The following is a 13449-nucleotide window of genomic DNA, read 5'->3' as shown; positions in this document are numbered from 1 at the left end:
CCTCCTCCGAGTCGCTCCATGTCATCCTTGCTCTCAATCGCGTCGCCGCTTGCCGCCGGCCTGCGTTGCCGTGCCAGCTTTTCTCATTTATCGTTGCCATCCCACATTTTAACCCGCTGATGCGTCGCAGGACAACACCAATCGCGATTCGAGCGCAAAAAAGACGCTCCTTCCGGAGCGTCCTGCGTCCATGCTATATCGTGCGTCTTAAAGTTCGAGCTGAAGACTCTCGAGCCGCATCGAGGCGAGCTTCGCCTTGGCTGCTTCGGCGCCCTCCGCGTCTCCCGACTGGAGCGCTTCGTGCAGGACGGCCAGCTCGTAGTCGATCTCAAGCCGCAGCACACCCGCGCGCTGCTCGGCACGCCTTGATTTGTAAGCCTGAATCATATCTTCTACCGTGATCTGAGGGCGCTTCTGGAATATAATCCGATGCTCCATGCCTGACACCTCCACGAGTCGTATGATTTCCCCGAACATAATATTTTCTATCAACAAGTGACGGTCGCGAAAACGCTTGACGACGGCATGGCCTCTCGAATCGTTGATCAGCTTCTCCAGCCACAGCGCGAACTTCTCGTCCTTGACCAAATAGTCCCCGACCATCTTGTAGCGTCCGCTCGTTCGCTGGAATCGCAGCTTCAGCAGTCTTCTCCCCGTGCGGACGGATACGAGAAAATACGACTCGCTCTCGTTCCAGTATAGGGAATAGCCTTCTTGGATCAAATCCCGAATCAAACTCTGAATCTGTCCGCGATCGAATCGAAGCTCCAAATTGCAATATTCGACTTCATGGCTGCGGTTCACGGGCATCCCCCCTCCTGCAGTATGGGCAGCGATCGAGTTGTTGACCGAATGTTCAGACTATTTGTTCTTACCCTTATCTTATACTTCATCTTATGTTATGGCTACTTGGTTTCTTGACTATTTTCCGGTATAGTGAGGGCAAAATAGCAAACTGAAATTTGCTTCAAGAGGTGACTGGCATGTCCACACTAATTAACGCCGGATTCGCGGGCTTTGCGGATTCGGACTTCGACGCCCTGGCCGTCCCCGGCCTCGAAGGACGGATGGAGGCGATCATCCGGCAGGTCAGGCCCAAGCTCGAAGGGCTCGGGAACGCCTTGGCGCCGTACTTGGCAGAACTATGCGCGGAGCCTATGTATCCGCACGTGGCCAAGCACGCCAGGCGGTCGGTCAATCCGCCGGACGACACTTGGGTCGCGTGGTCGCGTCATCCCCGCGGCTACAAAGCGCATCCTCATTTTCAGATCGGACTGTGGTCCACGCATCTGTTCATCCAATTTGCCATCATCTACGAAAGCGGCAACAAGACGGTATTCGCTTCAGCGGCGGCGGACGAGCTCGATTCGATCCGCACAGCGATTCCCGCCTCGTTCGTCTGGTCCAAGGACCATACGCTGCCGGACGGCGTGCCTCATGCCGACCTCTCCGGCGAGTCGTTGACCGAGTGGCTGGCCAGGCTCAAAACGGTCAAGGCGGCCGAGATTACATGCGGCCTCCACCTCGCGCGCGGCGACGAACGCCTGCAGGATCCGGATCTCCTGCTTCGGACGGCCGAGGATACGTTCCGCCGGCTGCTGCCGCTGTACAAGCTATCCTTCTAACGGAAGCTTAACCCGTCGTCCGCCCTACTCATTCATACACCAAAATTCGCCAAAGCCAAACAGCGCGCAGCGCAAAAGCAGCCCCTCCGAATACTCGGAGGGGCTGCTTCGTATGCCGGCTTATTGCCGGTTTCGGCTCTTGGCGGCCGATCAGGCCGCGGCCGACTGGCTCGCCGCGCGCCGCTGGCGCTTCGCCTTGCGGAAGTGGAGCAGCTCGTATACGCATGGCACGAGCACCAGCGTCAGCAGCGTCGCGACGATCAGGCCGCCGATGACGACGATGGCAAGGCTCTGCGATACGATGCTGCCGCTCTCCGACGTGCCGAACACCAGCGGCAGCATGGCGCATACGGTGGCGATCGCCGTCATGAGAATCGGACGCATCCGCGTGCCGGCCGCTTCGATCAGCGCTTCGCGGATCGGCATGCTCGCTTCGTTTTTCTTGACGCGGTCGATGAGCACGATCGCGTTCGTGACGACGATGCCGATCAGCATGACGACGCCGAAGATCGCGGTGAAGTCGGGCGTCACGCCGGTGACGATCAGGCCGAGCACGGCGCCGATCGGCACGAACAGAATCGAAGCCATAATCGCGAGCGGCGCCCGCAGTGTCTTGAACGTAAATACCATGATCAGGTAGACGATGCCGATCGAGACGAGCATCATCATGAACAGGCTCGCGAAGTCTGCGTTCTGGTCGGCGGAAGCGCCGCCTACGTACAGCTTCACGCCGTCCGCCGGCTTGACGTCCTTCATCGCGTCGGAGATTTTGCCGCCGACGATCGACAGCTGCGCCGGCTCGACCGTGGCGCTGACGCGAACATACGTCTTGCCGTCCTTGTGGTAGGCTTCGGTCGGCTGATCGCTCTTGACCCACTCGGCGATCTGGGACAGCTTCTTCGGACCTGCGTCCGTCGCGACCGTCAGATCGTTCAGCTCGGCGGACGCGCCGGGCTTGAGCAGCGGCTCGAGCGACACGGGCAGCAGCTGGCCGTCCTTGACGACGTTGCCGAGCGGCACCGCGTTCAGCATGCCCTGCAGCTGGGAAGCGATGTCCGACGCCTTGGCGACCGTCGGGTCGACCTGCAGCGTATAGACCGTTTTGCGCTCCTGCTGATTGCTGGCGACCTTGAGCACGTCTTTAATCGGCTTGATCTTGCCCATGACGAGGTCGGCCGTCTTGGTCAGCTCCGCCGGATCGTCGCCGACGATGTCGACGAACACCTGACTGCCGCCGCCTCCGAACATGAGCGAGCCGGCGGACGCGGACAGTTCGGCGCCGGGATAGTTCGCGCGCTCGTTTTTGACCGCTTCGATGATTTTCTCCGCGTCGGCCTTCGGCTTCATCTGAATCGTATAGTCGACCTGGGTCGGCGACTTGACGTTGCCGTACATGGCGCCTTCGGCGCTGTTGCCCATGTCCATGCTCACCCACTCTTGGCCCTCCTGCTTCAGGAGGAACGCCTCGAGCTTTTTGCCGTTGTCTAGCACTTCGCCGACCGGCGTATCCTGCGGGTACGACAGCTGCACGTTGACGTTCGAGGCGTCGGACGAGTCGATCGCGCCCTTCGGCAGGTTGAAATAAGTGGCGATCGAGCCGACGAGCAGGAACAGCGCGACGAGCAGCGGCAGCCACTTGTGCTTCAGGTTCCATTCGAGGAAGCCGCCGAAGCGTTTGGACGGCTGGTGCTCCTTGATCTCTGAGCGCTTCAGCAGTCCCGCGCTCATGAGCGGGATGACGGTCAGCGCGACGAGCAGCGACGACAGCAGCGAATAGGTGACCGTCAGCGCGAAGGGCAGCAGGAACGATTGCAGCGAGCCGCGAAGCAGACCCATCGGCAGGAAGACGGCCACTGTCGTAAGCGTCGAGGCGGTGATCGCCGTGGACACTTCCTTCGTCGCGTCGATGACGAGCGAGACGGAGAACTTTTCCTTCTGGAGCCTGCGGAAAATGTTCTCGATGACGACGATGCTGTCGTCCACGAGCCGCCCGACGGCGACCGCGACGCCGCCCAGCGTCAGGATGTTCAGGCTGATGCCCGACAGGTCGAGCAGGTACAGCGTCAGCCCGAGCGACAGCGGAATGGATACGATCGTGACGAGCGTCGCGCGCAGGTTGCGCATGAACAGCAGAATGACGACGGTGGCGAACAGCGCGCCCATGAGCACTTCGCGCATCATGCTGTTCACGGAATGAACGACCTGGTCCGAGGTGCTCAGGATAACCTTGAGCTCCATGTTGCCGTTCTCTTCCATGAGCCGGTCGGCCGTCTTCTGGACGTCCTTGCCTACGCTGACGGCGTTCGCGTTCGCGCCTTTGGAGACGACGATCATAAGCGCGTCCTTGCCGTCGATGCGGCTCACGCTCTCCTTGTCGTCGGACTGCGTCACGGCGGCGACGTCGGACAGCTTCACGCCGGGAGCCACCGGCAGCTTGGCGACTTCCTCGGCGCTGCCGAGCTCGGCGTTAACATTCAGGTTGACCGCTTCGCCGTCTAGCACGGCCGCGCCGACCGATGCCGAAGCGGTGCGGCCTTGCAGGACCGCGTACAGCGCCTGCGCCGGCACGCCCTTGGCCGCGAGCTTCGCCGCATCCGGCACGATCGTGATTCGCGGGCTCGACTTGCCCGACAGTTGAACCTGGCCCGCACCGTCGATCGCCCGGAAGGCGTCTACCGCGCGCGCTTCGGCCGTGGCCTTGTCCGCGTCGCTCAGGCCGTCTTTGAACGTCAGCGACAGGAACGAGATCGGAATCATCGACGTGTTGTACTGGATGACGTAAGGCTTCGAGACGCGCTCAGGCAGTTGTACGGCCGCGGCCGCCTTCTCGACCTCGGCTTTGGCCTCCGACATGTCGGTTTTCGCGTCGAAGTTCAAATTCAGCTGCGAGTAACCGTCTCCCGACGTCGAGAGCATGCCGGTCTTGCCCTTGATCGCGGACAGCGCCTGCTCGAGCGGATCGGTCACCTCCCGCTCCATCGTGGCCGTGTTGTAGCCCGGTCCGATGACGCTGACCGTCACTTGCGGGTTGTCGGCTTCGGGCAGAAACTCCATGGGCAGCTTGAAGTAGCTGAACACGCCCAGGCCCAGCGTCATCACGACCAGGATGACGACCGCCGCCTTGTTTTTGAATACGCCTTGAATAAATGAACTCACGTTAAAATAGCCCCTCTCCTCTAGCTTGCATCAGCTACGATCAAGCATAAAGGAGAAAGGGCCGCCGGCAACAACGGCCAGAGACCGGACCTTCTCTCCGACTAAAGTCTGAGATGAAATCGGACCCGGGCCGCTTCCAACGTCTTCCTGCGGGCAAAGCAAAACCGCCCCCAGGGGGGCGGCCCAGAAGCCGTTCTATGCGTCGCGCGGTCAGGCTCGCTGCGAACGAGACGCCGTGCGGTCGGAGCTCCGGTAGCCGGCCAGCAGGCCGAGCGCGCCGAGCGACAGCAGCCCGGACACGATAAAAGGAAGACCGGCCTGCGCGGACAGCAGCGCGGCGCCAAGCAGCGGGCCGACGATACGCCCGAGGCTGTCCATGGAGGAGCTAAGACCGGAGGCGACGCCCTGGGAGACGGTCGTCTTTTGCGTGATGAGCGAGGTGACGCATGGCTTGATGAGCGAATTGCCGACGCCGAAGATGCAGAGGTACACGGAAGCGGCGATCCAGTTCTGCGCCGTCAGCAGCAGGAAAAAGCCTGCCGCGGAGATGACGAGCCCGATCGCGATGTAGCGGCTCTCCTGCCCCGGCTTGACGCGCCGCCGCACGATCCCTCCTTGCACGAGCGCGCCGACCAGGCCGCAGAAAAAGAACATGAGGCCGATCTTGCGCGGCGTGACGTCGAACTTGTCGATGCCGTACAGCTGCAGCGTACCCTCCAGGATGGCCAGCGAAAACGTGACGAAAAAGGCCAGCACGTAAAGCTGCTTGAGCGGGCCCTGGAAGGCGGTCCAGCGGGACTCGCGCCTCTGCAGCCTGGCCGCCTCGCGCTTGTCCGCCGTGAGCGATTCGGGCAGCTTGAGCCAGGCGGCCAAAAACGTGAGCAGCGACAGCGCGGCCGCGGCGAAAAACGGCGTGTTCAGGGAAAACCAATTGCTCAGCTCGCCGCCGATAAAAGGACCGAACGTAAAGCCCATGCCGATACTCATGCCGACGACGGCCATCCCCTTCGTCCGGTTCTCCTCGGACGTAATGTCCGCGACGTAAGCGACGATGCAGGCGGTGACCGCGCCGGAGAACAGGCCGCCGAGCAGCCGCGACGCGTACATGATCCACAGATTGCCGTCGGCGAGACCGAACATCAGGAAGCTGACGGCGAAGCCGAGCACGCCGATCATAATGACCGGCCTGCGTCCGATCCGCTCGGAAAAGCCGCCCCATACCGGAGACAGCAGGAACGACACGAACGAATAAAGCGACAGCATGCCGCCCGTATGCCAGTTCGCCGATTCCGGGCTGGCGTTCGTCACCAGCTGCGGCAGGATCGGAATGATAATGCCGAATCCAACGAATACGGTGAACAACATAAGTCCTACGATGATCAGCCTGCTTTTCACGTTTTTTTCTCCTTTAACCCTATTAAAGACCCGCGCCCGATTCGTTCGGGAGCCGGCCTTCATCTATACTCCATATCGTAGCACAACGCCCGGTCCGTTCCAAATGAAAGCGCATGACGTTTTCGTGACGGTCCGACACCCGCGACATCCGAGCTCAGCACACTCTCCGGGCGCTCTCCGAACGCTCTGTCGCTCGTCCCGACGGCTTCCCCGACGGTTGCAATCCCCCGCGGTTTTGCTATACTCATGCTTGTTCGCAATCTATGTTCGGCATTGAAAGGCAGTGAAACTATAGTGGACCATACCCGCACGCCCTTGTTCGACGCGCTGCTGCGCCACAAGGAACGCAATCCCGTCCAGTTCCACATTCCCGGCCACAAGAAAGGCGCGGGCATGGATCCCGAATTCCGCAGCTTCGTCGGCCAGAACGTCCTGGACATCGACCTGATCAATATTGCGCCGCTCGACGACCTCCACCAGCCGGTGAGCGTCATTCTCGAGGCGCAGCGGCTCGCCGCGGACGCGTTCGGCGCGGACGCGACCTTCTTCTCCGTCCAGGGCACCAGCACGGCCATCATGGCGATGATCCTGTCCGTCTGCGGCCACGGCGACAAGATCATCGTGCCGCGCAATGTGCACAAGTCGATTTTGTCGGCGATCATCTTTGCGGGCGCGCGGCCCGTCTTCCTGTCTCCTGCGCGCGACCGCAATCTCGGGATCGATCACGGCGTGACGACCCAGTCGGTGCGCAGGGCGCTAGAACGCCATCCCGACGCGGCTGCCGTGCTTGTTATCAACCCGACCTATTACGGCGTATGTGCCAACCTGAAGGAGATCGTCGATCTCGTTCACGAATACGACATCCCGGTGCTCGTCGACGAAGCGCACGGCGCGCTTATCCATTTCTCGGACGAGCTGCCGCTGTCCGCGATGGCCGCCGGCGCCGACATGGCCGCGACGAGCGTCCACAAGCTCGGCGGCTCGATGACGCAGAGCTCGGTGCTCAACGTAAAAGGCGCGCTCGTCAACATCCAGCGCGTGCAGACGATCCTTAGCCTGCTGACGACGACGTCAACCTCGTATCCGCTGCTCGCTTCGCTGGACGCGGCGCGCCGCCACCTGGCAACGAACGGCCGCGAGCTGGCGGCGGGCGCCGTCGCGAGAGCTTCGCAGGCCCGCGCGGAGATCAATGCGATTGCCGGACTTTACTGCTTCGGCGAGGACATTCTGGGCGAGGAAGCGACCTTCGACTATGACCCGACCAAGCTGACGATTCACGTCCGCCACCTCGGCATCACCGGCTACGACGCGGAGAACTGGCTGCGGGATCGATACCGCATCGAAGTCGAGCTGAGCGATATGTACAATATTTTGTGTCTCGTGACGCCGGGCGACGACGACGAGTCGATGGGCATCCTGCTCGCCGCGCTTCGCGAGCTGTCGAACACTTATATGGGCAAAGGCGAGATCAAGGAGCTGGTCGTCGAGATTCCGCAGATTCCGCACCTCTCCCTCACGCCGAGAGACGCCTTCTACGGCGAGACGGAGATCGTGCCGTTCCGCGCGTCGGCGGGCCGGATCATCGCTGAATTTATCTATGTCTATCCGCCGGGCATTCCGATCCTGCTCCCCGGAGAAGTCATCTCCCAGGACAACATCGACTATATCGTCGACCACCTGGAGGTCGGGCTCCCCGTCAAAGGACCGGAAGACCGCAACGTCGAGTTCGTCAAGGTCATCGTCGAGGAGACCGCCATCTCCTGAGCGAACACAAAAAGAGCCAATCGTTCGAATGCCGGCTTCGTCGCCCATTCGAACCGATTGGCTTTTTTGCGCGAGCGTTCAGTCCGCTTCTTGCGCGGCCAGCTCCTCGTACACCTTCATGACGCGTTCCCATTCTTCGTCGTCTTCGATGTTGACCAGGACTTCGTCTTCGCCGTCTTCCTCGATTCGGAAGATAACGCCGTCGTCGTCCGGGTCGTTGCGGTCGAGCAGCACCGCATATGCCTGGTCCCCGCTCTCGAACGTATACACCAGCACCATCTCGTGCTCGTTGCCATCCTCGTCGGTCACGACGAATACGGCTTCGTCATGCTCGTGATCGCAGTTTTCGTCATGAACATGGTCGCTCATGGGAGAACCTCCGTTCATTGGTTAAATTAGTCTTCGCCCTATCCTAACACTAACCCCGTACCGGGTCAAACGACGCGCCAAGAGCCGCGATCCAGGCTCGCGGCTCTTGCGTGATCCGCGCCCGGCGCGGTTTATTTGGCGAAAACAGTCTTCTCCGACACGACCTGATACGCGCCGCCGTCGGCCGACTTCATCCAGAAGCGGATCGTGTACTTGCCTACGCTGCTGAAGTTGTAGGCGTACTCGCCGCTCGTGAACCAGAAGTTGTCCTTGTCCGTCGGAAAGTCGCTTTCTTTGCTCGTGTGCGTCTCGATCTCTTTTTCGTCGCCGTAAGGGTCCGCGATCGTCACCTTGAACGCGTTGATCGACGTCGTCAGATTGTCCACCTGCGAGAACACTTTAAAGCTCTTCTTGCCGCGCTCCACGCCTCCGAACGGCTTGCTGCCGTCCATCAAAAACATGTGCACGTTCGGCTTGACGATCGACACCTTCTTCGCGGCGTCGTCCCAAATGACGAGCGCCTTCATCAGATCGGCCAGGCTGCGGACGCCGACGTACGCCTTGCCGTCCTCAAGCATGCCCTGGTCGTCCAGCTCCTGCTTGTTGATGACGATCCGAACCTTCTGCGCGATCGTGTCCGCGTATATGGCGGAGCCGCCGACCAGCGAGAGCGCGACCGTCAATATCAGAAGCCTGCGCAGCTTCATTACATATCCCTCCGTATTCGCCGCAAGTTGACAAAGGTCTTTTTTCCGTTATGTAAACGTATATACCGCGTTCGCGCACAAAAGTTGCGGTAAGGGGAGAGATTAAAGTTTCGGGACGATTCGACCGATAATCCGAAGTGTCGGCAGGCCGGCTCGGAATATGCGGTTGCCCGGGAAATGCTCTCCCCTTCCGTTTATTTCCCCGTTCGCTTCAGCCTTTTTTGGGAAGCGTAAGGACGCAGGGAACGCCCTTGCCCAGCGCGCCCGGCTTCGTCATCCGTTCGAGGTAAGCGATGCCCCGGCTGCAGGGCGTCGGACAGACGGCGCATACGTCGGACAAAACGACCTTCATCTGCGGCTGGACATGCTCGGCATGCACTTTCTTTTTAGCTCCGCCTTTTGCGCTTTTACTCTGGCTGGCTGGCTTGCTCATCTCGCGCTTCTCCTCCGGCGGCCGTGTGCGGAGCGCCAGAATAACTTATGCATGCCAAAGCCCGGACGCCACTGCCGGTCCGGTATGCGAATTGACATCTTCTGAAACCTCTTAAATTATGGTACAGTAATTTAGAATTTACGGTCGGAGGCTTGTTGGGACTGGTCACGGGAGGCTGCAGATGGATATTCGGATGTTGGGTTGCGGAAGCGCGTTCGCCAAGGAATTTTACAATAACAATGCCATCGTATACGCAGGGGGCAAGAAGCTCCTGCTCGACTGCGGGACGACCGCGCACGTGGCCATGCGCAAGCTCGGCATCTCCCTGCCGGAGCTCGACGGCGTGCTGATCACCCATATTCACGCGGATCACGTCGGCGGACTGGAGGAACTCGCTTTTCAATTGAAGTTCCAGTTCAAACGGCGAATTCCATTATATATCGCAGATACGCTGACCGGCATCTTGTGGGAGCATTCTCTGCGGGGCGGCCTCGAACAGGAAGGCCTGCTCTCGCTCGCCGATTACTTCGACGTACGGCCGATCCGCGAAGGCGTACCCTATGAGGTACTGCCCGGGCTTACCGCGGAGCTGCTGCGAACGCCGCATATCCCGGGCAAGCTCAGCTATTCGATCTTGTTCGGATCTTCGTTTTTCTACTCGTCCGACATGATCTTCGAGCCCGAGCTGCTTCGGCGGCTTGTCGATGAGCGAGGCGTGGAGACGATCTTCCACGACTGTCAGCTGGAATCCCCGGGCGTCGTACATACTTGCCTACCCCAGTTGCTGACGCTGCCCGAGGACCTGCAGCGCAGAATTTACCTCATGCACTACGGAGACGCCCAGCCGGCTTACGTCGGCCGCACCGGCACAATGACGTTTGTCGAGCAGCATCGCCTGTACAGCTTCTGACCTGCAGCGGGCGGAAAGACCGGGGACGATTCATCCAAGAAGGAGGCGAAACGAATGGTTGGATTGTGGATCGGAGCGGCGATCGTCGTAGCCGTCATCATCTGGCTGACGATCTGGGTAACAAAAAAAGCCTACTCCAAAAAGTGGGAAGGCGACAGCGACGAATAAACGTCCTGATCGACGGACGGCGCATGAGGTGCATAAGGCGCATAGGGCGCGTATACGGTCGTCAGCACGGGAGCCGTATCGTCCGGCTTCGGAAACAGGCTGCAGCCGGCCAGCGTTGCGGCCGTTCCGGCGATCATCAACAACTTGGCCGCACATTGAGCGCAGCTCGTCTTGCGAACGTTCATGGGGGATTCCTCTTTTCTGATGTCGGATATCCCCAGTGTTTGCCGATCGCTCCGCTTCTATCCTTCGCGATCGAGCAGGCGAACGACGGCGATCAGCACGGCGCCGATCAGGCCGAACAGCAATAGGAGCCAAAGCGTTAATAGCGGGATATTGTCCATTCCCGGGAAGCGCCTCCGTTTTCGGCTATTGTAACCCTAGATATTGACATGATCATTTTACGCCGTGTCGGGGCGATTCATCCCGATTCGCCTTAAATTTTGTGAAAACAGGGTGTTGACTTCGATCGCTTGTCCTGCTATTATATAAGAGTTCCTTCCGATACGATCTGATAGCTCAGCTGGGAGAGCACTACCTTGACAGGGTAGGGGTCACAGGATCGATCCCTGTTCAGATCACCATACTTAATGATAATAGAAGCCTTGCGATACAGGCTTCTTTTTATTTGCGTTCACCCGCTCTCCCCCTTCTCCTGATTCACCTCTACCTTGCGTAGCGGCTCCTTCCCGATCCGTTTTTCCTGTCATTTCTTTTCACCCCGTTTAAAGTCACTCTCTCCTGCTCACAATAAGAACCGAAGGAGGGAATTTCACCATGTTAAAAGCTTCTCGCCGCAACGTGCTATTCGCGGCGGTGCTGCTGCTCGCTCTCGTCTCTCCGACGACGGCAGGCAAGGCCAACGCCGAATCGCCCGCCGGAGACTGGCCGACAGCCGGACAGCAGCTCCAAACGCCTGCCTCAGCCCTGCCGGCCCCACACGCCGAACGCGTGCATCGCGAAGGGCATCACCACGGGCGCAAGCACCATCGCCGCCTGAACGATATCGCGGAGGTGCTCGGCATGACGCCGCCGCAGCTGATCGACGAGCTGAAAAAGGGCAAATCGATCGCTCAAATCGGCAAAGCCAAAGGCATGAGCGAGGACCAGTTGATCAGCAAGCTGCTCGACAAGGAACGCGTTCATCTGAAGGAACAAATCAACCGTTCCTGGACGGCCGAAGCGAAGAAAAAAACGTAATGCGATCGAGTTCGAATCGGCGGGAATAACGCACAGTCCGCTCGCCGATTCGGACTCTCTTTATTTTTTAATTTTTTTCCGAAAAACACTTTACAGCACGTCAATCTTCCTCTATAATCAATCAAGTCGCCACCACACATGATCTGATAGCTCAGCTGGGAGAGCACTACCTTGACAGGGTAGGGGTCACAGGTTCGATACCTGTTCAGATCACCATTCTTAACTTTCCGGAAGCCCGCGAGGGCTTCCTTTTTCGTCTTCTGCAACCTTTCGGCTCATGCGTGCGTTTGAGTGGATGAGCGTTCGGGAAAACCATCCATACGAGGAGGACATGATCATGAAAAAGTCGTACAAGAGCTTGTTCGTTCTACTCGCCGTCTTGCTGCTCACCTTGACTGCAAGCGGTTCGGCGTTCGCCTTCAACGACATTCAGAAGGACGCAGGCAAAAGCTACATCGAGCAACTTCAAAAGAAAGGTTTGATCAAAGGCGACGGCAGCGGGATGTTCAAGCCGAAAAGCGCGCTCACGGCGCAGTCGGCCGTCCTGCTCATCGTGAACGGCTTCGGTCTCAACATCGACAACATTCGGTTCATCAAGGAGCCGAAAGCGAGCGACTTCTATACGAAGGTTAAGGACGATGCTTACTACGCCAAAGCCTTCATCGTCGCGAACCTGAACGGACTCGAGATTCCGCGCGATATCGACCCGAACGGCAAAGTGACGCGCGAGCAATTCGCGCACTGGGTTTTTAAAGCGATCAGCAAAAAAGGCGACTATGCGTGGATCGAGATGTACCAAACGTTCAAGGACGAAGATAAAGTCACGAAAACGTACATGGACAGCGTTCAAAAGCTGCTGATCGGAAAAATCGCTTCGCTCGATAACAACGGAAAATTCCGTCCGAAGGACGCGATCACCCGCAGCGAAGCAGCGGTCATCCTCGCCAAAGCGCTTTCGTTCGTCAAAAACACGCAGCCGCTGCCGCCTGCGGAGCCTGAGCAGCCGGTATCTCCGCTGACCGACTTGAAGCTGACGAGCGAGGCGTACGGCAGCGAAGCGCAAAAAGTGACGGTATCCGCCCAGGCCCCGCATCCGGGCTACGGGATCGAGATCGCGAACGTCGCGTTCAAGGATAAGCAGGCGATCGTCACCTACCGGATTTTGAAGCCCGATCCGGCAGCTCTTTATCCGCAAGTGATCACGACAGTCAAGGCATCCGTCTACGTCAGCAACGGCTACACCCCGGTTCTCGGGGGCGAAGCCCAATAAACGGCCATGCTTAAACGAGCCGCCGGGGAAATCCCCGACGGCTCGTTTTTTCGTTTTTTCCTTTGGCCGGTTCAAACGCGGGGGTCCGAATCGAATCGCTCGGCCGACGCCGCCGTTTCCAGCCGCATATGCTCCCGCTCTTCTCCCGCCAGCTCAGGCACGCACCAATCGATCGGTTCAAGACCGGCTTCCTTCAAGTAGTCGTTTGCCCTGGAAAACGGCTTGCTGCCGAAAAATCCGTTGTGGGCGGACAGCGGACTCGGATGCGCGGAAGCGATCACAAAATGCTTGCGCTTGTCGATAAACGCGGCCTTCTTCTGCGCATGGCTGCCCCACAAAATAAACACAAGCGGCTCTTCCCGTTCGTTGAGCGCCGCGACGACGGCATCCGTAAACCGCTCCCAGCCTAATCCCTTATGCGAGTTGGCCCCGCCTTCACGCACCCCCAGCAC

13 protein-coding genes and 2 tRNA genes are annotated in these 13449 nt (G+C 59.3%); 7 read left to right on the top strand and 8 right to left on the bottom strand.

Annotated features, from left to right (window positions below; translation table 11 throughout):
• Window positions 1–207: 207 nt before the first annotated feature.
• Entirely contained in the window at window positions 208–804 is a 597-nt protein-coding gene (locus KVT38_RS03470) for a hypothetical protein (protein WP_217592301.1), read from the bottom strand.
• Between the two features lie 179 nt (window positions 805–983).
• Here KVT38_RS03470 and KVT38_RS03465 point away from each other — a divergent pair, with 179 nt between their 5' ends.
• Window positions 984–1625, top strand: a complete 642-nt coding sequence (locus tag KVT38_RS03465) for a YktB family protein (protein ID WP_217592300.1) — start codon at window positions 984–986, stop codon at window positions 1623–1625.
• Between the two features lie 150 nt (window positions 1626–1775).
• On the opposite strand, the gene KVT38_RS03460 is transcribed toward KVT38_RS03465, so the two are convergent.
• Entirely contained in the window at window positions 1776–4781 is a 3006-nt protein-coding gene (locus tag KVT38_RS03460; protein ID WP_217592299.1) for an efflux RND transporter permease subunit, read from the bottom strand.
• A 210-nt stretch (window positions 4782–4991) separates the two neighbouring features.
• Entirely contained in the window at window positions 4992–6176 is a 1185-nt protein-coding gene (locus KVT38_RS03455; protein WP_217592298.1) for an MFS transporter, read from the bottom strand.
• Between the two features lie 294 nt (window positions 6177–6470).
• Here KVT38_RS03455 and KVT38_RS03450 point away from each other — a divergent pair, with 294 nt between their 5' ends.
• Window positions 6471–7940 carry an aminotransferase class I/II-fold pyridoxal phosphate-dependent enzyme gene (locus KVT38_RS03450; protein WP_368859048.1) on the top strand — a complete coding sequence of 490 codons (1470 nt, stop codon included), beginning with the start codon at window positions 6471–6473 and terminating at the stop codon, window positions 7938–7940.
• Between the two features lie 78 nt (window positions 7941–8018).
• Here the strand turns inward: KVT38_RS03450 and KVT38_RS03445 are convergent, their stop codons facing one another.
• The 3 genes from KVT38_RS03445 to KVT38_RS03435 form a co-directional block, all read right to left on the bottom strand.
• Window positions 8019–8309: a DUF1292 domain-containing protein gene (locus tag KVT38_RS03445; protein ID WP_090115327.1), complete on the bottom strand. Its 291-nt coding sequence runs from the start codon at window positions 8307–8309 to the stop codon at window positions 8019–8021.
• 131 nt (window positions 8310–8440) lie between these two features.
• Window positions 8441–9016 carry a stalk domain-containing protein gene (locus KVT38_RS03440; RefSeq protein WP_217592296.1) on the bottom strand — a complete coding sequence of 192 codons (576 nt, stop codon included), beginning with the start codon at window positions 9014–9016 and terminating at the stop codon, window positions 8441–8443.
• A 211-nt stretch (window positions 9017–9227) separates the two neighbouring features.
• Window positions 9228–9449, bottom strand: a complete 222-nt coding sequence (locus KVT38_RS03435; RefSeq protein WP_217592295.1) for a hypothetical protein — start codon at window positions 9447–9449, stop codon at window positions 9228–9230.
• A gap of 175 nt (window positions 9450–9624) precedes the next feature.
• On the opposite strand from KVT38_RS03435, the gene KVT38_RS03430 reads away from it, so the two are divergent.
• Complete coding sequence (locus KVT38_RS03430; protein WP_217592443.1) at window positions 9625–10359, top strand: MBL fold metallo-hydrolase; 735 nt, start codon at window positions 9625–9627, stop codon at window positions 10357–10359.
• 131 nt (window positions 10360–10490) lie between these two features.
• On the opposite strand, the gene KVT38_RS03425 is transcribed toward KVT38_RS03430, so the two are convergent.
• Window positions 10491–10712, bottom strand: coding sequence for a hypothetical protein (locus tag KVT38_RS03425; protein ID WP_217592294.1), 222 nt, complete (start codon window positions 10710–10712; stop codon window positions 10491–10493).
• Between the two features lie 323 nt (window positions 10713–11035).
• On the opposite strand from KVT38_RS03425, the gene KVT38_RS03420 reads away from it, so the two are divergent.
• The 4 genes from KVT38_RS03420 (at window position 11036) to KVT38_RS03405 (ending at window position 12997) form a co-directional block, all read left to right on the top strand.
• Window positions 11036–11111, top strand: a tRNA-Val gene (locus KVT38_RS03420).
• A 193-nt stretch (window positions 11112–11304) separates the two neighbouring features.
• The gene (locus KVT38_RS03415; protein WP_217592293.1) at window positions 11305–11727 is read left to right on the top strand and encodes a hypothetical protein; all 423 of its coding nucleotides are present in this window, start codon (window positions 11305–11307) and stop codon (window positions 11725–11727) included.
• Between the two features lie 140 nt (window positions 11728–11867).
• Window positions 11868–11943, top strand: a tRNA-Val gene (locus tag KVT38_RS03410).
• A gap of 121 nt (window positions 11944–12064) precedes the next feature.
• Complete coding sequence (locus KVT38_RS03405; RefSeq protein WP_254638953.1) at window positions 12065–12997, top strand: S-layer homology domain-containing protein; 933 nt, start codon at window positions 12065–12067, stop codon at window positions 12995–12997.
• 71 nt (window positions 12998–13068) lie between these two features.
• Here the strand turns inward: KVT38_RS03405 and KVT38_RS03400 are convergent.
• Window positions 13069–13449: uracil-DNA glycosylase (locus KVT38_RS03400; protein ID WP_306795284.1), on the bottom strand; the 381-nt coding region annotated here is incomplete at its 5' end.

Origin of the sequence: Cohnella sp. GbtcB17, from assembly GCF_019091135.1 — a bacterium.
Classification (GTDB): domain Bacteria; phylum Bacillota; class Bacilli; order Paenibacillales; family Paenibacillaceae; genus Cohnella.
The sequence above is the reverse complement of the archived record's forward strand: the minus strand, read 5'-3'. Positions and strand labels throughout refer to the sequence as shown.